Here is a 19,996-nt window from a genome sequence, read left to right as displayed (position 1 = left end):
CGTGACCACGCATCAGCCGCCTACCCTCCGATCCTGAGTCAGATCCATGGCCAGGCGCGGCAATCCCATCGCCGCCAGGTAGGCATCGGTCGCGGCCTCGATCTCGTAGGGGCGGGCAGCCTCTTGCAGGGTCTTAGGGGGCGGATGCCGAGCGAGCGTGGCGTGGATCGCCTCCGCCATCGCAGACGCATCACCGATCGGCACCAGCATCCCGTACACCCCACCCTGCAAGATTTCGGCGGGGCCGCTCGGACAGTCCGTCGCAACCACGGGCGTCCCAACCGCCAGAGCCTCGATCAGCACGAACCCCAACCCCTCCCAACGTGAGCTGAAGGCGAACAAATCGGCGTGCGCCATGTAGGCATGCGGATTCGGCTCGAAACCAGGGAGCGCCACATCCTCCGCCACGCCCAGGGATGCCGCCAGCGCGAGCAGACGCGCCCGCGTCGCCCCCTGCCCCAGGATCAGCAAGCGGCAGGGGCGCTGCGCCCGCACCAGCGCGAAGGCGCGAATCAGGGTCTCGAAATCCTTACGATTGGACAGCTCCCCCACACCCAGGATCAGCGGCCACCCGGGATCGCCGAGCCAGGGATGATCCGGGCGGGGCGGGGTCTCCTCGAACAGCGCCGCGGGCACCACCGGCGAAGGCACCACCCTGATGCGATCGCGGGCCAGGCCGGTATAGGCCGCCATATCCTCGGCCACACCCTGGCTGGTGACGATCACCTGATCGGCCAGTGGATAGAGTCGCCCCATCGAAAACCGCTGCAGCGCGCGCTCCAGGATGCCACGGTTCGCCAGGTCGAGCGAGATGGTGGTCCCCGAACTCAACACCAGCCGGGTGGGCACCCCGGCGAGCCAGCGCGCCAAGAGCGCCGTGCGATTGACGCGATCCTTATCCGCCAGCAACACAGCGGGGCGCTCACGCCGCAGGTAGCGCACGAGGGCCGGGAGGGCGGAATAGGTGTGCCGCGCACCCAGGTCGACCACCGAGACACCCACTGGCGGTGCATCCAGATGCGGCCCATGGCCCCGCACCTTGAGCAGATCCACCTGGTAGCCCCGTCTCGCCAACGCCGGGATCAAATGTTGCGCCGCGCGATCCACGCCGCTGTGTCCCGAGGTCGAGAAGAAACAGGCAATCCGGCAAGCGGTGATGTCATGTGGTGCGTTCACCGCCGGCATTGTCGACCGACCGACTGAAGCTGACAAGACACTTGCGTGGGCGTGGGCGTGGGCGGACTGGTGCGCGCATGCGATGATCTCGATCTCATTTGCGACTCGACCGGATGCCATGCGTCTCACCGCCCTCTTTTTCGGATATCTCTTCGTCTGCCTGCTCCTCGCGGCGCTCCTAACCTATCCTGTCATGGCGACCGGCTGGATCGATCATGACCCCCAACGGGTGATGGGCCGCTTGGCGCAGATCTTTATCCTGCTCGGGCTCTGGCCGTTCCTGAAACGACTGCACCTCGCGGATCGCGCCGCCCTTGGCTATAGCGTCCCCTGGCCCGTGTTGCGGGGAAGCATCGGCAGCGGCTGGCTGCGGGGTGTGGCGATGCTGCTGGTCTTGAGCATCGCCCTGATTCTTCTAGGGATTCGCACCCCGGATGCCGACCTGGAGCTGTGGCCATACCTGGCCAAGAAGGCGCTCCAGGCATTGCTCGGGGGTCTGCTGATTGGCGTGCTGGAGGAGACCTTCTTCCGCGGAGCGCTCTTCTCGGCCATCCGCCGGCAGGGCAGCCTCGTCACGGCCGTGCTGGGGACTTCATTTCTCTACATGCTAGTCCATTTCATGAAGCCGAGCGCCCTGCCCGCCGGCATGGCCTTCGATTGGAGCGGCGCGGCCTGGATGTTCGGCGCGGTCTTCGTCGACGCCGTTCAGTGGCGACAGCTCGACTCGATGGTCGCGCTCTTCATGGTCGGCGTGTTGTTGGCACTGGTGCGCGAGCGGACCGGCCACATCGGTTGGGGGATCGGCTTGCATGCGGGCTGGGTCTTCGTCATTCAGGTGACACGGCGCATGACGGATGCCAACCCCGAGTCGCCCTTGGGGTTCCTGGTCGGCACCTACGACGGCATCATCGGTTGGCTTGCCGTGCTCTGGATCGGCATCATCACGGCACTCTACTGGTTGTGGTGGTCGCAACCCGCGCCCAGAGCCGCGCCCGGCTCTCCGCCCTGATCCCCGTGCATCGGCGACGCGCACCGGGGCTTCAACCCAAACGATGCACCCAGATCCGCTCCTGCTCCGGGTCGTGCTGACGCGCCTGTTCGACATCACGACCATGGTGGCTGAAGAGGATCACCTGCGTCTTGGCTGAGAACTCGGCCAGCACCCCGAGTGTCGCCATGGCGCGCGCGTCGTCGAACTGCACCAGGATATCGTCGACCACGAAGGGCATGGGCTCGGCGTGCTCCAGCACGGGTTCGAGGGTCGCGAGACGCAGCGCGAGATAGAGCTGATCACGGGTGCCCGTGCTCATCGCCTCGACGCGCAGACGCTCGCCGGTGTGGCGCACTCCGACCAGCACGGGCTGATCCTCATCGTTGAAGTCAGTCTCCACCGCGCGGAATGCGCCACAGGTGAGACGGCTGAGATAACTGCTGGTCCGCTGCAGGATCGGATCGCTATGGTCACGTCGAAAACGCTCGATCGCATCGCGCAGGATGCGCGCGGCCAACCGCACGCGGACATACTGCTCTGCTCCGCCGCGGATCTCGGCAAGCAGTTGCTGCGCTTCATCCGCGATCGTGGCGGCCGAGTCGCCACCGCCCATGGCCGTGAGCACGCGCTCCGCCGCGGTTTGCTCCTCGATCAAGGCACGGTGGCGCGGACGCAGCGCCTCTTCCAGACGGGTCTCCAGTCCCTGCAACTGGGCAATGGCCGTGTCCAGATCGACGCCAGCGGCCGCCGCCGCCAAGGCCTCGATCCCGAGACCATCGCCGGCTTGGATCAAGCCGGTCTCCACCTCGGCCAACTGCTCGGCGAGGCGGCGCCGCTCGCGCACCCGCTCCTCGATCTCGGGCAGTTGCTCGGGCAACGCGCAGCCCGCCTGGCGGCACAGCTCAGCAAGGGCCTGCGCGGCGGCGGTGGCGGAAATGTCCGCGGCGCGGACCTCGCCCTCGGCCGCGGCGGCCTGGGCCTGGGCCGCGTCGAGCCGGGTCTTGCACGCACGTTGCTCGGCCAACCGCTCGGAGAGTTGGTTGACGGCCTCCTCGATAGGTCGATCAATGAGATCAGGTGCGAGACGCTGGCAGTGCGCGTGGGCATCCTGCGCGAAGATCTGGGCATCCCGGTCGATCCCCTGGATGCGTGTCGCGACGCTGAGCGCGCTCTCCATCTGCTTGAGTGCATCGGCGATCGCCTGCAGCGCATCCGACACCTCGCCGGGCTGGGTGTCCGCGGCCAGACCGAGCTCATCCATGAGCGCCGTCCATTCACCCGTCCAGTGATCGAGTGCGACCTGGGCCGCGGTTCCCTCATGCGCGAGCCGATCCCGACGCGTTTGTCGCTCCGCGATCTCACGCACGAGTTCACGGCGGGTCTGGGCCTCCGCCTCCAGCGTCTTCAAGCGGGCCTCTGCCCGGGCGATCAGCACTGCCAGCGGCGGTTCGGGTTGCTCAGGGTCGTCGATGTCCCGCCCCGCGGCCGCGGCGCCGAGGACCTGCTGGAGCGCATCCCGATGCAGCGTCCTGAGATGCTGCCGTGCCGCGCGCCGCGCGCGCAGGGACTCGCTCTGTCCGATCAGTTCGATCAACCGCCGCGCTCGCTGCAGCCAGGTCTGCATCTCCGCCGGCGTACGCGGGCTGATCCCGACCGGGGCCCAGAGCGCCGTCCAGTCGGCCTGCCACACCAGCTGTTGCTGCGCGAGCTCGGCCAGTTCGCGCTCGGCCTCCTCAAGCCGTCGCGCGAAGCCGGCGCGACGGGCGCGGTTGGACGCCTTCTCCGCCACCCCCTGCGCCTCGCGACGCAGCCTGTCGGCGATCGCGTCGGCGTCGGTGATCGCCCCTTCGAACGCCTGATCGAGGGGGCGGCCAGCATCGAACTGCGCCGTGCGCTGCGTGACATCAACGCCCTCCAACCAGGCTGCGCGCACGAGTTGCCAGCCTGCGTCACGATGGGCGCGGGCCTGCGCGAGATCCGCTTCTGAAGGCACCCTGCCGCCGGCCTCGAGGAGGTCAAGCGATTCGTCGCAGCGTCCCAGTTCATCACGCAGATCACCCACGGCCGCCGCGACGAGCGCCCGACGTTCCGCCAAGATCCGTGATTCCTCGGCGAATCGCTCCAGGGCCGCGTTGTCCGGTAGGGGTGCCGCGGGCAAGGCCTCGAGTGGTCCGGTCCAGAGGGCGAGTGACGCGAGATCGCGCGTGCAGGTCGCCGCCGCAGTGGCCAATTCGCCCGTCATCTCGAGGATGTCCTGATCGAGATCGCCGGCACGCCGCGCCGCGGACACCACCTGGTCGAGCTCGGTCGTGGGTACGGACGCCGGCAGGGCGTCGAATGCGGCCTGTTTGCGCGCGAGTTGGTCCACAGTGTCGGCAAGCTCGCCGCGTGTTCTGGCAACCGCCTCGACCACCGCATCCCGCCGCGCGCCGAGATCCGCCGCACGGCGACGTAGTGCTAATAAGGGGCGTAGTTGATCGGGCACCACGGCGGCGATGTCCGCGGCGAGATCCGGTCGCGCTTGGCGCAACAACACCAGCGCCTGGTCCTGGCAGCGTTGCTGCTCGGAGAGGAGCGTCGCGCGATCGCGGGCGGCCTTGCGATAACTGCCGAGCCGCTCCCGCAGATCGTCGATACCCGCCGCCTCACGCAGCAGCGCGGCAGAGAACTGCCCTTGCAAGTGCGCGATCGTGGCCCGCGCCGCGTCGAGTCGAGCCTGCGCGTTGGCGCGCGCCTCAACGGCCAGGGCCTGCTTCGACATTGCCTGCTCGCGCCGCGTGCCGAACCCGTCGTCGAGCAGGGGCAGGACCCCAATCTCACTCAGCCGACTGGCGAGACGCCGCCGCCGCTCCAACTCGGGGAGCGTGCGTCTGATCCGCTCCAGACGATGGCGCTCACGGGTCTGATCATGAATCTGTTGCTCCAACTCATCCAGCTCGGCGCGGATCCGATCGCGCTGCTCCTGCGCCTGCGTCCATTCGCGCACCAAGAGACTGGCGTCGCGCAAACGGCGCTCCGCCTCGGCGAATTGGTTGAGCAACAGATTGATACGCGGCTTGGAGGCGCGTGGCGCAAAGAGATCCCGGGCCTCCTGGTCGAGCCGTTCGAGAACCTGATGGACGGCGACCTGCCCTAGGGCGCTGCCGAACAAGGCCTCGGCCTCCCGGCCCCGCTCCTCGAGCAAGAGCTGGCCGCCGCTCACCAAGGTCTCGTGATCGATACCGAACAGCCGTTCGAACTGTCGCTCGTCGACCGCGCCGAGGAACGGCGTGAGCGCATCCATCTCAAGAGCGTCGCCCTGCGCCGAGAGCAGGGTGTTCTTGCGCCCTTTCCGCCGAACGATGGTCAGTTCATCGCCAAGACGATTGCGCAACCGCCCAGCCAGCCGCAGATCCTGCGGAACATGGCGAAAGGCGTCCCGAGTCCGTTCCGGGATCCCGAACAGGAGCGCACGCAAGGCCCGGAGCGCCGAACTCTTGCCGGCCTCGTTCGGCCCGTAGACGAGATGCAGTCCATGCGCGCCAGGGCTCAAGTCGAGCTGACACCCAGAGAAGGGACCAAAGGCGCGCAGCTCCAGTTCCAGCACCTTCATGAGCGTGCCTCCGACGGGCCGGTTGGATCGAGCAGCCGCTCGAGCAGCAGCGCCTTCACGTCCTCCAGGGCGGACCTCAGATGCTCGGGTCGCGTCGGATCGAAGGCTTCTTCGCCCCCCCGCAACGCCGGGGGCAATTTCGCCGTCAGTCCCGCGACCTCCTCGGCCAGGCTTGCGGCGCCGGCATCCTCGAGCTCGAGCTCCTGGATCGCGCGCAGCAGTCCACCCAGCGCATCCTCGCGGGTCAAGGCGTCCGGTTGTTGATCCGCATGGGTCTCGACCAGCAGCTTCTCGATCCAGATCTCACCCAATCCACGCCCGGATACCAGCGCCCGGCACTCATTGAGGACGCGTTCGCGCTCCGCATGCAACCGCGCATGCAGCGGACTGCGACCGACCAGACGCAGCCGGAGGGCCAGGATCCGACCATCGCTGGTCTCGCTCGCGCGGACCAGCGCCGTCTCGAGCAGGGGATCGAGCTGATCGAGGGTGCGCGCAGGCGTCACCTCGACCGGGCAATCGACCCAGCGCACCACATCCAATGCACGCTCTTCCAACGCGATCACCTGAGCGCCTTCGACCCGGACGAGGGTGCAGCCCTTGGGGCCGGTTTCGCGGATGTGGCGGCCCTGGATGTTGCCCGGAAAGAGCACGACGGGATCGGACGCAATCAGCTCGCGCTGGTGCACGTGCCCGAGCGCCCAGTACTGATAGCCCTTGGATCTGAGCCCATCGAGACGACAGGGCGCATAGGGTTCATGACCGGGGCGGCCGTCGAGCGAGGTATGGAGTAAGCCAATATTGAAGAACGCGGGATCGCCTTGCGGATAGCCCTGGGTCAGGTCCTGCGTGACCGCGCGCGTGGCGAACCCCTGACCATGGATGGCGACGCCGAGATCCTCGATCCGGTGGGTCTCGGGGGCCGTGGTGGCGAAGACATGGAGGTTCGGCGGCGGACGCAAGGCACGGGTGATCTGGCTCGCCGCGTCGTGATTCCCGGCGATGAGATAGACCGGGATGCCGGCCTCGTGCAGACGTCCCATCTGCCCGATGAAGAAGAGTCCGGTGTTATAGTCCTTCCAGTCACCGTCGTAGAGATCGCCCGCGAGGAGGACGAAATCGACCGACTCCTCGATCGCCAGGGCGACCAGATTCTCGAAGGCACGCCGCGTGGCGGAGCGGATCTGTTCCACCGGTGCGCCCTCGTACCGCTCGAGCCCTCGTAGTGGGCTATCCAGATGGCAATCGGCGGCATGTAGAAACCGCATCGCGCACTCCCCTCCTCGGCTGGCCTGTTTCATCGAACAGCGGCTTGCATGCCGAAGCGTCACTCTGCGTGCACGCCGCGCGGTGTGCCGATGATACCCCACGCCAGGGAGTAGGGTCGATGAAACCGCGCCTGTCGCAGCGCCACCGAACCGAGGAACACCCGATCGACGCGACGGCCTGCACTGGCGCGATCGATGCGCGATGCTGGCCTGTCAAGGGAGTAGAATCACACCATCGCAACACTGCCGGATGGGCTGATACCACACGTGAACACCACCACCAAACCTTGGGCTGGGCGCTTCAACGCCCCCACCGATGCCTTCGTCGAAGCCTTCACGGCGTCGGTCGACTTCGACCGTCGCCTCTATCGATATGACATCCAAGGCTCGATCGCCCATGCCACCATGCTGGCCCGCCAGGGCATCCTGACACAGGATGAGTGCGAGGCCATCGTATCCGGACTCGAAACCGTTCGGACCCGCATCGACGATGGGGATTTCCAGTGGTCGATTCCGTTGGAAGATGTGCACATGAACATCGAGTCGGCCCTGACCGCCTTGATCGGCGAGGCCGGGAAGAAGCTCCATACGGGACGCTCCCGAAACGATCAGATCGCCACCGACGTGCGGCTCTGGCTGCGCGATGAGATCGAACTGATTCGTGAGGGCATCGAGCGGCTGCAAGCCACCTTGCTGGAGCTGGCCGAGCGTGAGGCCGAGACCCTGATGCCGGGCTTCACCCATTTACAAGTTGCCCAGCCGGTCACGTTCGGCCATCACATGATGGCGTGGTTCGAGATGCTGGAGCGTGATTGCGAGCGGCTCGCCGATTGCCGTCGCCGCCTCAATGTGATGCCGCTCGGCGCGGCCGCCCTCGCGGGTACCACCTACCCGATCGACCGACAATACACGGCGACGCTGCTGGGCTTCGAGCGACCCGCCGAGAACTCACTCGATGCCGTCTCCGATCGTGATTTCGCGCTCGAATTCACCGCCGACGCCGCGATCCTCATGATGCATCTGTCGCGGTTCTCCGAGGAACTCATCCTCTGGTCCTCCGCGCAATTCGGCTTCATCGAACTCTCGGACGGATTCTGCACCGGCTCCTCGATCATGCCGCAGAAGAAGAATCCGGATGTTCCCGAGCTGGTGCGGGGGAAGAGCGGGCGCATCTTCGGTCATCTCATGGGGCTGTTGACGCTCATGAAGGGACAGCCCCTCGCCTACAACAAGGACAATCAAGAGGACAAAGAGCCGCTGTTTGACACCGTCGACAATCTCAAGGGTTCACTCAAGGTCTATGCCGAGATGATGGGCGAGGTCACCTGCAACCGGGCGCGGATGCGCGCGGCCGCGGCGCAAGGCTTCAGCACCGCGACCGATCTCGCCGATTATCTGGTGCGCAAGGGGATCGCCTTTCGTGACGCCCACGAGATCGTCGGCAAGGCTGTCGCGCTCGGTCTCCGCGAAGGCCGTGATCTCGCCGAACTCACGCTCGATGAGCTGCGCGCCTTCAGCACGGCGATCGAGGCGGATGTCTTTGCCATCCTCACGCTCGAGGGTTCGGTCGCCGCACGCGATCACATCGGCGGCACCGCCCCGGCCCAGGTGCGCGCGGCCATCGCACGCGCGCGGCACCGGCGCGCCAACCGCTGAGCAGGCACCGCGTCGCGCCCACCAGTGAATCCCGTCCTCCCGACCTGATCGCACCACCGATGCCAGACAGTCTCGATCAACTCGATGCCCGCCTGCTCGCCTTCGCCCAAGCGCGCGATTGGGAGCGATTCCACTCACCCAAGAACCTTGCCATGGCGCTTGCCGGGGAAGCCGGCGAGCTCCTCGAGCACTTTCAATGGCTGAGCGAACAGCAGAGCGCGGCCCTCTCGCCCGAACAAACACGCCTGGTCGCCCTCGAGATGGCCGACATCCTGATCTATCTGATCCGCCTGTCGCAACGTCTCGGGGTCGACCTGATCGCCGCGGTTGAAGAGAAGATGGCCATCAACGAAACCCGCTTTCCCGTCGACCCGGAAGGCCTTGCGGCAGAGGATGAACCGCGCCGCGCATGATCTCTCCCTAGACCCGTCACCAGCGCACGGTCGTTGTGCCTGGAGCCGAGCACGCCGAGGGCGCGGGACCCGCCCTGACGCCGGCGCAATGGCGACGTGATCGGGCACCAGCAGGTCGCGGGGCGTCGCGCATGATAAGCTTTGATCTGACAGACAGATTCGCGGCCAGGTCACCAACCTGCGCGAGGGGCAACGCATGGGCTCGTGCTGCACGAGTCGTTGCGACATGGATCGAGGTCACCTGCGCTTGCGATGGTCGAAGCGCCCCAGGCCGCGCCAAGTTAGCCCTAAAAGACACGCATCCATGCCCGATCAGCCCACCCGCTCCGCGTCCGACACCGCGCCAGAACCGCCACTCACGACGACCAGCCTGTCACGTGATGAGGCCTTGTCTCTGGTCAACAGTTGTCGAGACCGCCTCGCGCTCGGCCTCGCCACCGCCTTTGCCAAGCACATCGACAACGCCAACGACGACTTCCTTGGGATGGCGGACCGGGCGACCAGCATGGAGCAGCAGCGGCTGTATTTCTCGGCGATGGAGTTCCTCACGCAGCGCGCCCAGGACGTCTTGCAGCATTTCCGCAACGCCTACACCACGGCTTTCGATGATCGGGTGAAGAGTCTCACTGGAGGCACCGAGCCGGCTAAGGCGATGGTGATGGGTGAGGACGACGAATTGCGCTTGGTCGACACCGATGACTTCGAGCGAGATCTCGCGATCGGCAAGCTCTCGGCACGCGCAGCCTGTAACTGTTCGCAACAGCTCACCGCACTGGATCGACGGCTCGCCGCGCTCCTGCGTGTGCCACGGATCAGCCAGGATGACAATCCACTGTATCCACGCACCCTCTTCGGCGCCATGCTGCAGGCCTTGAGCGACATGGATGCCGACGAGCAGCTCGCCCTGGTCCTCTTGAATGCCTTCGAGCGTCAGACCTCGGTCGAACTTCCCGCGGTCTATGCGGACCTCAACCGTTTTCTCGTTCAATCGGGCGTCTTGCCGACCATTCCGCTCGCGGGCCCCATCATCCCGCCACGCAGCACCCTCCCGACGCATGGCGAGACGAGTGTCGGCGGGTTGTCCGGCTGGGTGGGTTTCGAACCCTCCGAGGACCCTTCCCTCGCCGAGCACGAGGGGCGCGGTCTTGCGCAACAGCAGATCCAGGCCAAGCACGGAGCGGTCGCCGAGCGCCTGGCCCAACCTCCCGGCAACGAAGACGTCTTCGGGCAACTCGCCCGCGCGATCCAAATCGCCAGCCGCGGGCATCCGCTGCAATCCTCCGGCGCAAACCTGGCCAATGGCGCACCCGACCCGCCGCTCGCGGCCCCCGGCGACGCCGTGTCAGCGGGAGTCACCGGCAGTGACACCCCGGTGCTCGGCTTGGCACAGCTCATTCAAGCCCTCAATGGATTGCAGCGCGGCACGAGCGATCTGCGTCGAATCCCCAGTCTGCGATCCGTTCGGATCGACCCGCGACAGGGCAATGTCCTGCAGCAGATCCGGGCGACCCCGATGCGAACCTGGTCACGCCCCTTGGACGCCATGACGATCGACATCGTGGCGATGCTGTTCGACGCCATCTTCAATGATCCGGAACTCTCCGCGACCGTGCGGGCTGAACTCGCCAAGCTGCAGATTCCGGTGCTGAAGGTCGCGCTCGTCGATAAAACCTTTTTCTCCGACCGCAAGCACCCGGCACGCCGTCTGCTCGATGTCGTCGCGAGTTCTGGGATCGGTCGCAACGAGAAGGATGAGCCGCATCTTGTTGAGAAGATCCACGAGGTCGTTGATGCGGTGGTGGACGGCTTCGAATCGAACCTGAACGTGTTCGCCGTTCAGACGTATCAACTCGAGGAGTTCCTGCGTGAAGAGGAAGAACTCGCGCGCAGCAAGGCGGTGCGCGTCCTCGATCAGCTCGAGCAACGGGACCGTCAGGAGATCGCGGCCACGCGCGTAGGCGAGGAACTCACTAGACGGACCAGCGACACGAAACTTCCTGTCCTCGTCAATGAGTTCCTCGTTCGCCTCTGGTCGCGCGTCTTGAGCGACGTCTTTGTGCGCGCTGGCGAGGCCGGCGAGCCTTGGCAAGAGGCCGTCTCGGCGATGGACGATCTGATTTGGAGCGTGCAACCAAAAGAAACCGCCGAAGAGCGCAGTCGGCTGTTGTCGGCACTGCCCGATCTGCTGAAGCGATTGCGCCGGGGACTCGAACGGGTCCGGCTCGAGGACGCTTGGGATCCCTTCTTCGATCGCCTGATCCGGCTGCACATGGCCGCGCTGCACAAGGAGGTCCCCCCCGAACCGGATACGGACGAGAGTGGACTCGAGCTGTTCGGCACCGCCATGGCCCCACCGGATTCAGACCGGATCGCTGGCCAGGAACCGGGCGCGGCAGAGGCCGAGACCGACGCCGATGCGGCCACCACGGAACGCTATCGGTCGCTCGCCCGTTCGCTCGAGGTCGGCGATTGGGTTGAGTTCAAGAGCTTTCGCGGAACCCGCAAGACCTTACGCCTTGGATGGGTCAGCAAATACCGTGGTGTCTATCTCTTCACGAACCGCCAGGGGGAAAATGCCCTGACCCTAGCCACCACCAGCCTGGCCACGCATCTGCGCAATGGGACCGCCCGTGTCCTCAGCCAAGAGGCCCTGACCGACCGAGCGGTCGCGCGACTGTTCGACCAGGTCATGCCCGAGCGGATCACCGAGCCCGGTTGATTGCGCGCCCGAGCGCCGGGCGACGGGGACGCTCAGCACGATCGCCGCGCACAGATCACCAGGCGATCGCGGCCTCCGCCACCCCACTGAGCATGGCGGCGACCTTGGCCATGGCCGGACTGGACGCGATCTCCTCCGCGGCGATCTGACGATGCACGAGATAGGTCCGGTCCGGCTCGCCCGGCAAGGTGTAGAGAGCGATGATGAAGGGACAGTTCACGACCTGGACCGGATTCTCGCTGCTCATCTCCCGCGAGAGGACCGCGCTACAGAACTCGATCGATTCGGCCTGATCGTAGAGGGGCGTCTCCATGCCCAGATCCTTCCCGGTGCGCTCCAGCATCTCACCCATGTTCATGACATTGTTGATGTACATGCCGCGCTCCTGGATCGCCATCTTCAGTCCTTCCATCGCATCCGCGAAGCCGGACTCGCTGACGTAGACGGCATAGTGGTCGGCGACGGCCTGCGTGCAGAGTCCGACGAGCAGCAAGAACCCGAGCACAGGTCTCTTCAGCTGTGACATGTTGATGTTCTCTCACAAGGGCAACCCAGGATGGACCAAGGGCTGACGTCAGTCAGATCGAGGCCCCGCCAGCGGGCAGGGCGGTGGGATCGCCGCCGATGACGCGAGCAAAGGACACCAACAGCAGCGTTGAGCGACCCCCACCGCGCACCGGCCAGGCGGCATCGAACGTGCGTCCCGCGCCGAGATCAGTATTGATTCATCGGGCGGAAGGCCGGGGCTGATGGCCACTCGCCAGCCGGTGGCGGCGGTGGCGCGACGGGTTGCGACTGCTGGCGCGCCGCCGCTTCGAGCTCTTCGACGCGGCGCTTGAGTGCCTGCACTTCGGCGCTATCGGCCGTGCCGCTTCCCGTCGCCGGCGCGACGGGTACGGCAGTGGGAGCGGCTGGATAGGCCGGCATCCCATAGCCCTGCATGGGAGCACCATATCCCGGCGCCGCATAACCCGGCGCCGCATAACCTGGACCAGGGGCGTAACCGCCGTAGGGATAGCCATATCCAGGCGGTCCATAAGGGCCACCTGGATATCCGTCGTCGTAGCGATCCCGATCGCCACCGCTGCCCATCCAACGGTTGGGGTTCATCATGTTTCCAAAATTGAATGCATGGCTGACCGGCGCATAGATTAGGACCGATGCCAACAGCATAAACCCGACGCGGGGCAGGGCCTTCTGAGCGGGTGACTTCAACACGGGCATTCCTCCAAGGGTTGTGTGATTTCTCTCGTGACGGACATCCGGAAATCTCATTGTGCGCGAATCGACGAGCGGTCTCGAGAACCGCGTCTCCTAACTACTACACCGAACGGAGAAAGGTCGCAAGCGTCTTCTACAGCCCCGGTGCGGGGCATGGCTTGCCGCATCAACGATCAGGAATCGTCGAGCAACGCGGCCCGGTTCTGCGTCTCGGGTGTGCGCCGCGCCGGCTCGCATCCGCTGTCTCAGGCACGCCGGGCACCCTCTAAACCTTGTGATCCGAGTCGTGATGATGATGATGGTGGTGGTGGTGCACCCCATCCTCGTCAGCACGGAATCGCGCGGTGGTATCCGTGGAACCGGATGGACGCGTGGTCCGCCCGAGTTCGAGCCGTGACCGCTGCGCGGCGAGTTCGTCGCACACCCAATTCAGCCAGGCCTGGATCGCCCCATCGCCACGAGCCGAGACACACTCGAAGGGCACCGTGCTGGCCAGGTTGCGCAAATAGGTCTCGGCGCGAGTGACCGAGAATTCGGGCAGCACGCTCAGCAGATCCGATTTCGTACACAAAACAAGATCAGCGACTCGGAACATCACCGGATATTTCGCCGGCTTGTCGTCGCCTTCAGGGACTGACAGCAACGTGACGTTGCGATGCTGTCCAAGGTCAAAGCTCGCGGGGCAGACCAGGTTTCCCACGTTCTCGATAAAGAGCACGTCGATCTCGTCGAGATCCAGGCGATGCAACGCGTCGTGCACCATGTGAGCGTCCAAATGGCACGCGCTACCCGTGGTGATCTGCACCGCCGGAACACCCTTGGCGCGAATGCGCTCGGCGTCGTTCTCGGTTTCGAGATCACCTTCGATGACGGCGATGCGAACCTGTCCCTGGAGCGCTTCGATCGTCTGCTCAAGCAGACTGGTTTTCCCGGCACCAGGCGAGGACATCACATTAATCGCCAGAACATCGTGGCGATCGAAATGCTCACGGTTGTGCATCGCGGCCCGATCATTCTCCGACAGCAGCGATTGAAGCACGCTCACCGCGGCGCGGCCGTCAGCGGTCGTCGCGTGTTGACCGCCAGCGCGCACCAGATGCTCGTTGCCGGGGGTAATGTTGCAACCACAGGTCTCACACATGAGGATGACTCCCTAGACTCTGCCCGTCGGGCCATTGCATCGGCATCTTGACCCGAGACGAGACCGGATGCCAACGGATTCGGTGCCGATGGTCTGCCCGCACGCTTGCGGCACCATCACCAACCTGGAGTTTACGCCAGTCCATCCAGGGGGTCAGGCCCGCGCCACCTCCAGCATCGTTCCGTTTCCAGACTCAAGGATCCGGAAGCGTCAATTCGAGGTTCGCCAGGAGCAATTCATCCCCGCTGATCAAGCGAGTCTTATAGCTGCCACACGCGGCGCACAGGAGCCGGTTCACCAGCGCCTGCGACTCAGCACCGCAGTCGGTACAAACGACCCGGATTGCGGCCGTCTCGATGACCAACTCCGCTGTTTCGGCTAGGGTGCCCGTCGCGGCTAAGGGAAAGGCATGCCGGAGCAAGGGGGCCTCGACGCCCGCGAGCGGGCCGATCCTGAGACCAATGCGCTCGACCCCTGTCGCGCCATGTTCAGCAGCAATCCGTGTCACCTGCTCGATCAATGCTTGACAGATGGAGAGTTCGTGCACGGATCAGCCGCCGAGGTAGGTATAACCGTAGAGACCGGCCTTGAGTTCGACGTAGAACTGTTCTCGAGTGGCACGGTCGAGTTCGGCCGCCTCGAGCTTGCGCCGGTAGTGTGCAAGCAGGGTGCGCGGTTCGAAGTGGACATAGCTTAAGAGCTCATCCGTGGAATCACCGCGCTCGGCGTCCAGCAACCGATAGCCATCGGGTGCATTGGGGTCGAGTTCGACATTGACCGCATCCGTGTCGCCGAATAGGTTGTGGATATCGCCGAGGATCTCCTGATAGGCGCCCACCATGAAGAAGCCGAGCAGGTAGGGTGCCCCGAGACCCGCCCCCTGATGGACTGGCAGGCTCGCCTCGATCCCTCCTTCGTCGACATATTGATCGATGCAGCCATCCGAATCGCAGGTTAAATCATGCACCGTGGCGCGCGCGCGCGGGATCTCGTCGAGCCGCTGGATGGGCACGACCGGGAAGATCTGATCGAGCGCCCAGACGTCCGGCATCGACTGGAACAGCGAGAAGTTGCAGAAGAGTTTATCGGCCAGCAGGGCATTGACTTCGTCGGCCAGTTCTCGATGCCGACGGATCGCCGGGTCGAGTCGCCCGGCGAGCCGCCGGCAGATGGCGAAGAAGAGTTCCTCGGAGCGTGCGCGCCCCACCAAGTCCAGGTCATCCTCGACGAAGCGTCGGCGCGCGGCCTCGAGCAGTTCGCGTGCCTGCGTGAACGACTCGTGGGGGGGCGCGGTATCCACCTCGCCGAGCAGACTGGACAGTCCATCGAGCAGCGGATCCCCTTCGTCCCGACGCGGCTCGACCGCACTGCCGCCCGCCTCTTCGCGATCGATCACATTGGTGATCAGGACCGCATGGTGCGCCGTCAATGCCCGGCCGGACTCACTCAGCAGATCGGGTTCGGGCAAGTCACGACGCTTGCACTCCGCCGCGACGGCCCCGACGATCGCCGCGGCATAGCTCGAGAAGGTGTAATTCACCGAACAGTAGTGTCGCGTCCCGGTGCCTTCGTAGTCGACGCCCAAACCACCGCCCACGTCGAGAATGGTGATCGGTGCACCCAGGCGACGCAGTTCGGCGTAGAAGCGCACGAGTTCGGCGATCCCCACCCGGATGTCTTGCAGGTTTGGGATTTGCGATCCCAAATGGCAGTGCAACAGGTTCAGCCAATCGAGACGCTCCGCGTCCCGCAACCGTTCGACGAGATCAAGGATCTGTTTGGCGGAGAGGCCGAATTTCGCGGATTCACCACCGCTGCTCTGCCAGTTACCAGCCGCCGCTGCCGCCAACCGAACCCGCACCCCAAGCAAGGGGGCGACGCCCAAACGCTCGGCCTCCTCCAGGACGAGGTCAATCTCGGAGGGCTTCTCGATCACGATCTGCACACGCAGTCCCAGACGCCGACCGATCAGTGCCAGACGGATGTAGTCCCGGTCTTTGTATCCATTGCACACGACCAGGCCGTTCGCGGGCGACAGTGCCAGCACGGCCATCAGCTCAGGTTTACTGCCAGCCTCCAATCCCGCATGCCCAGCGCGCAAGATCTCGCGGACCACGCCCGCCTGCTGATTCACCTTGATGGGATAAACGGGCTGGTAGCGACCCGCATACCCACAGGCCTCGCTAGCCTCCTCGAAGGCTTGATGCAAGGCCCGCACACGATGGCGCAGGATATCGTTGAACCGTACCAGGATGGGCAGGGACAAGCCTTCGGCGTCGATCTGTTCGCTCAAGCGCACGAGATCGATCTCGATCGCGCTGGCCGGATCCGGGCGGGCGTAGAGATGACCAGACGCATTGATCCCAAAATAGCCTTCGCCCCAGCGATCGATGGCGTAGATCTGGTTGCAGCGACGTACGGCTTGGTCCATGACACCTACTCGATCGAACGTGGATCAGGGGATGGAGGCGAGGCCGTCATGCGAACCCGGCCCCACGCGGGGGGCGCGGAGCAGGTGGCTCGCTGGACAGGGGCCTTATCTCCCGGACAGGCTGAGGGCCGCAGGCTGCAAAGCGGGACAGGCTCGCCGCGCACGACCGAGCGGCCACCAGGCTCAGCGCGACTCCAGTTTGACGGCCGGCCAGGTCGCACCTTCAGCCATGCGATACTGGCGTGGCCAGAGTTCGAAGCTGTCGACATTCTCCCAGTCGCCGTAGCGCAGCTCGAACACCTCGACCCGCCCTTCCCCACCCGCGCCGAGCCCGAACAGGATCTGGCCTGGAGCGCCCCGGCGCGAGTGGACCGTGGGACGCATCTCGCCGTTGCGCGCGAGATACTCCGGCCAGTTCAATGCGCCCAAGCCGAGTGACACGATCGCCTCCGCATCGTACTGGAAGACCTCGAAGAGCCCCTCGCCGCCGCGTCCCAGGCCAACGACGATCTCGTAGCGACCGTCCCCGCTCAGGTCGCCGAGCGCGGGCCAGGTCTCACCAAGCTGACGGGCGTATTCACCCCAGGACACGGATCCGGTCGTGATCTCGCGCTCGAGCAGCAGCCGGTTGGCCAGCGCATCACGCATCGTTTCATCCTCGCTGCCCGCAAGATCGATCCCGCGTTTTAGGAAGAAAAAACCCCCGGGAATGGGCGTCGACCCGGTCTCGGAGAAGGCAGCGGGGTCTCCACCAGCCGGGCGGGCACGATCCTCAACCGCCGCCAGTCCGACCAGCAAATCAGCACGGCCATTGCCATCGACGTCGCCGAGGGCTGGGCGTGTCGCGCCGCTCAGTGCGTTGTATTCGGGCCAGTCGAGCGCGGTCCAACCGAGTGGCACCAGCCCGCCCGCATCATAGCCGAAGACCTGCATCATGCCGCCGCCACCCGAGCCCAAGCCAATCACGATTTCGGCCTTGCCATCGCCGTCGAGATCGCCGACCGCGGGATAGGTTTCACCGTTCGTGGCATTGTAGTCGTCCCAGTCGACACGCCCCCACGCCAGGTGGGCCAGGTTGCTGTCGAGCAGACGGAACCAGCCGCCAGATTGACCGAAGGGCGCCGGGCCGAAGCCCAGCACCACCTCGTCGCGCCCGTTCCCATTGAGATCACCGGTCGCGACCCGGACCTCACCGCTGCCGCCGCCATATTCCGGCGCCGCGGCCTTGATGCGCTGCTCCTGCAACAGACTGGCATTGGCCACTTCGACCCAGCCGCCGTCACTCGGGAAGGGCCCGCCCATGCCAAAGAGATAGCGAAACGCCCCCGAGGTCACTTCGGGGGTGTAGCTCGACTCGAATCCCTCCGCATCGTAGGCACTGACCGTAAAGTAGTAGACCGTATCCGGTTCCAAACCCGTGACGCGATGGGTCGTCTCCAATCCGACATCGATCATCTCGAGGTAATGGCCGGGCTCGACGCCATAGTAGACGCGATAGCCGGCAACCCGTGGATCATCGACCTCGGCCCAGCGCAAGGTGTAGCCCAGATCGCCGGTCTGCGCCTGCAGCAACCCCACACTCAGAAACCAGCCGAAGAGCAAGCTGACCGACAGCCAGCGGACAACAAGGTGAATCATCTAATGACTCCGCGGGACATCTCAGTCCCTCATGGCGCGAGGAGGCACCGCGACGATCGTGCCGCCCAAACAGGATTCGAGCGCTCCATCCGCTCCGGGCAGTGGTCGGGATGCGCCAGGACAGCGTGAGCTGTTGCAAACCCACCGCACTATTCGACCCGAACCTGCCGCAACGTGGGGAGTGACACATGGGTCCGCGTCAACCGTCCCGACATGACACCCAAAATCACTCCACTTAGACCGACATCGCCCAACGTTGTCACCCATCGAGGTGCAAATTTCGGGTCAAAACCTTTAAATCGGGGATCTCACCCAGGACCTGTGTCTCGAGATAGCGGGCCACCTGGCGTGCCGATCGGAAGGAGCTGTCGGCAAACTCATGGACCGCGATCGCGACCGCGATGAGGAGCAAACCAGCAAGCAGGATCAGGGTTGCGGGCAGCAGTCGTTGGGGGTTCCAAGGCGTCCCAAAGGCCTCGAGGCTCACCGGCCCCGCTTTCTCAAAACGCCAGTCTGGATCCAAGTTCCCGGCGGAGCGTGCGCGCGACACACCATCGGCGACGCGTGTCAGGAGACGCTGGTTGAAATAGTCCACGAAACGATGTCCGAGTTCGCCATCCATGCCTCGATAATAGAGACTGATCCTGTCCTCACTGGGACGCTCAAGATGCATGGAGGCGTTCACCATGCGCGGGAGCTCGGCTTCCGTGATGTCTGCCCAGGCCGTCTCAAGGTGGAGGCGACGTAACAGTTGATTCAAGGCAAACCCATCCATGAACAACTGATCCGGGGCATCAACCAACATGGTTAACGGCTGGGTGCGGACTGGATGGTCAGTGGCCGCAACCGGGACCTCCCCGTGATAGAGGTAATCCTGCGTCACGATAAAGGTGTCATGGTGCAGCGCGGCCGCAACCAAGTAGAGTACGACGGGGAGGATAGATAAGCTTAGCCACCAGCCGTGCTGCCGCAGGGCCCGCCAATAACGATTCAGATAGTATCCCATGCGTCGTTCCGCTCGCTGTAGGGAGTCAAGGGCCCTTCCGGGCAGCTCAGGCGCGGCCGAGCGATTCGCTATGATTGAGGACCGCGCCGATGATGTTCGCGCCCGAGAGCTCAATCGTCTTGTAGGCCCGTTTCGCCTGCTGACGCGCGGTGCTGCGACTCTGGATCACCATCATGACACCATCCACCATACTCGCAAGCATCACCGGATCCATCATCATCCGGTTGGTTGGGAAGACGGATGCCGTGTCGATGAAGATGGTGTCGTAGAGCTCCCGGGCACTGGTGATCAGACGTCGCGCCACGGCCGGACCATTCAGCGCGCTGCCGGCGACCTGATCGTGATCGGTCGGCGCCAATAGGCGATCGGGCTCCCCCTCCCCACCGCTGTCGATCACGTCCGCGAGGGGCCGTGTCGCGATCTCATCGCTCGTATGGAGCAAGTCGCGACCGAAGAACTGATGCAGCGCAGGCCGGTACCAGTTGAGGTCCATCACCAGAATACGCTCCTCACCCATGCTCACGGCCGCGGAGGCCAAGGAGGCGCCCAGCAAGCTCTTGCCTTCATGGGGCGCGGCACTGGTGATCAGGACGGTCGCCGGTTGGCGCTGCGCCAAGGCATGCCGAACCGCCAGCACCATGCGTTTGCTCTCGGCAATCTGCGCGAGCGCCTGACGCTGGAGTCGCTCGCTGGGGGGACGCTCATGCATGCTCTCACCTACTCATCAATGGCACCGCTCGAACT

At 65.0% G+C, this 19,996-nt stretch carries 15 protein-coding genes; 4 read left to right on the top strand and 11 right to left on the bottom strand.

Translation table 11 applies throughout. The annotated features are described in order from the left end of the window. Positions 1-12: 12 nt before the first annotated feature. On the bottom strand, positions 13-1,176 hold the full coding sequence (locus tag CKO25_RS00635) for a glycosyltransferase (protein WP_338115035.1): 1,164 nt from the start codon (positions 1,174-1,176) through the stop codon (positions 13-15). A gap of 82 nt (positions 1,177-1,258) precedes the next feature. Here CKO25_RS00635 and CKO25_RS00630 point away from each other — a divergent pair, with 82 nt between their 5' ends. Next, on the top strand, positions 1,259-2,185 hold the full coding sequence (locus tag CKO25_RS00630) for a CPBP family intramembrane glutamic endopeptidase (RefSeq protein WP_338115034.1): 927 nt from the start codon (positions 1,259-1,261) through the stop codon (positions 2,183-2,185). Between the two features lie 31 nt (positions 2,186-2,216). Here CKO25_RS00630 and CKO25_RS00625 read toward each other — a convergent pair whose 3' ends face one another. Together CKO25_RS00625 and CKO25_RS00620 are read right to left on the bottom strand one after the other, a co-directional pair. Further along, positions 2,217-5,759, bottom strand: coding sequence for a YhaN family protein (locus CKO25_RS00625; RefSeq protein WP_200385975.1), 3,543 nt, complete (start codon positions 5,757-5,759; stop codon positions 2,217-2,219). Then, positions 5,756-7,027 carry a metallophosphoesterase family protein gene (locus CKO25_RS00620; protein ID WP_200385974.1) on the bottom strand — a complete coding sequence of 424 codons (1,272 nt, stop codon included), beginning with the start codon at positions 7,025-7,027 and terminating at the stop codon, positions 5,756-5,758. The genes CKO25_RS00625 and CKO25_RS00620 overlap by 4 nt, the downstream gene beginning before the upstream one ends. 267 nt (positions 7,028-7,294) lie before the next feature. Here CKO25_RS00620 and argH point away from each other — a divergent pair, with 267 nt between their 5' ends. The 3 genes from argH (at position 7,295) to CKO25_RS00605 (ending at position 11,815) form a co-directional block, all read left to right on the top strand. Beyond that, complete coding sequence (gene argH / locus CKO25_RS00615; protein ID WP_371829686.1) at positions 7,295-8,683, top strand: argininosuccinate lyase; 1,389 nt, start codon at positions 7,295-7,297, stop codon at positions 8,681-8,683. 59 nt (positions 8,684-8,742) lie between these two features. Next, entirely contained in the window at positions 8,743-9,096 is a 354-nt protein-coding gene (locus tag CKO25_RS00610) for a nucleotide pyrophosphohydrolase (RefSeq protein WP_200385973.1), read from the top strand. Between the two features lie 304 nt (positions 9,097-9,400). Further along, on the top strand, positions 9,401-11,815 hold the full coding sequence (locus CKO25_RS00605) for a DUF1631 domain-containing protein (protein WP_200385972.1): 2,415 nt from the start codon (positions 9,401-9,403) through the stop codon (positions 11,813-11,815). Positions 11,816-11,870: 55 nt separating this feature from the next. Here CKO25_RS00605 and CKO25_RS00600 read toward each other — a convergent pair whose 3' ends face one another. From CKO25_RS00600 to CKO25_RS00565, 8 genes are all read right to left on the bottom strand, one after another. Continuing rightward, positions 11,871-12,341, bottom strand: a complete 471-nt coding sequence (locus tag CKO25_RS00600; protein ID WP_200385971.1) for a DUF302 domain-containing protein — start codon at positions 12,339-12,341, stop codon at positions 11,871-11,873. 188 nt (positions 12,342-12,529) lie between these two features. Beyond that, positions 12,530-13,039, bottom strand: a complete 510-nt coding sequence (locus CKO25_RS00595) for a hypothetical protein (protein ID WP_371829685.1) — start codon at positions 13,037-13,039, stop codon at positions 12,530-12,532. A 262-nt stretch (positions 13,040-13,301) separates the two neighbouring features. Beyond that, positions 13,302-14,177, bottom strand: a complete 876-nt coding sequence (gene hypB, locus CKO25_RS00590; protein ID WP_200385970.1) for a hydrogenase nickel incorporation protein HypB — start codon at positions 14,175-14,177, stop codon at positions 13,302-13,304. A 193-nt stretch (positions 14,178-14,370) separates the two neighbouring features. After that, positions 14,371-14,724 (bottom strand): hydrogenase/urease maturation nickel metallochaperone HypA, encoded by a 354-nt coding sequence (locus tag CKO25_RS00585; protein ID WP_200385969.1) that lies wholly within the window; start codon positions 14,722-14,724, stop codon positions 14,371-14,373. A 3-nt stretch (positions 14,725-14,727) separates the two neighbouring features. Continuing rightward, a complete protein-coding gene (speA, locus tag CKO25_RS00580) occupies positions 14,728-16,608 on the bottom strand; it encodes a biosynthetic arginine decarboxylase (RefSeq protein WP_200385968.1) in 1,881 nt (626 codons plus the stop codon). Positions 16,609-16,791: 183 nt separating this feature from the next. Beyond that, complete coding sequence (locus CKO25_RS00575; RefSeq protein WP_200385967.1) at positions 16,792-18,246, bottom strand: FG-GAP-like repeat-containing protein; 1,455 nt, start codon at positions 18,244-18,246, stop codon at positions 16,792-16,794. Between the two features lie 259 nt (positions 18,247-18,505). After that, positions 18,506-19,252 (bottom strand): hypothetical protein, encoded by a 747-nt coding sequence (locus CKO25_RS00570; RefSeq protein WP_200385966.1) that lies wholly within the window; start codon positions 19,250-19,252, stop codon positions 18,506-18,508. A gap of 46 nt (positions 19,253-19,298) precedes the next feature. Next, complete coding sequence (locus CKO25_RS00565; protein ID WP_200385965.1) at positions 19,299-19,961, bottom strand: CpsD/CapB family tyrosine-protein kinase; 663 nt, start codon at positions 19,959-19,961, stop codon at positions 19,299-19,301. Positions 19,962-19,996: the final 35 nt, after the last annotated feature.

Source organism: Thiocapsa imhoffii (assembly GCF_016583985.1).
In the GTDB taxonomy this organism is placed as follows: Bacteria; Pseudomonadota; Gammaproteobacteria; order Chromatiales; family Chromatiaceae; genus Thiocapsa; species Thiocapsa imhoffii.
This window is presented reverse-complemented; position numbering and strand designations above follow the sequence as displayed.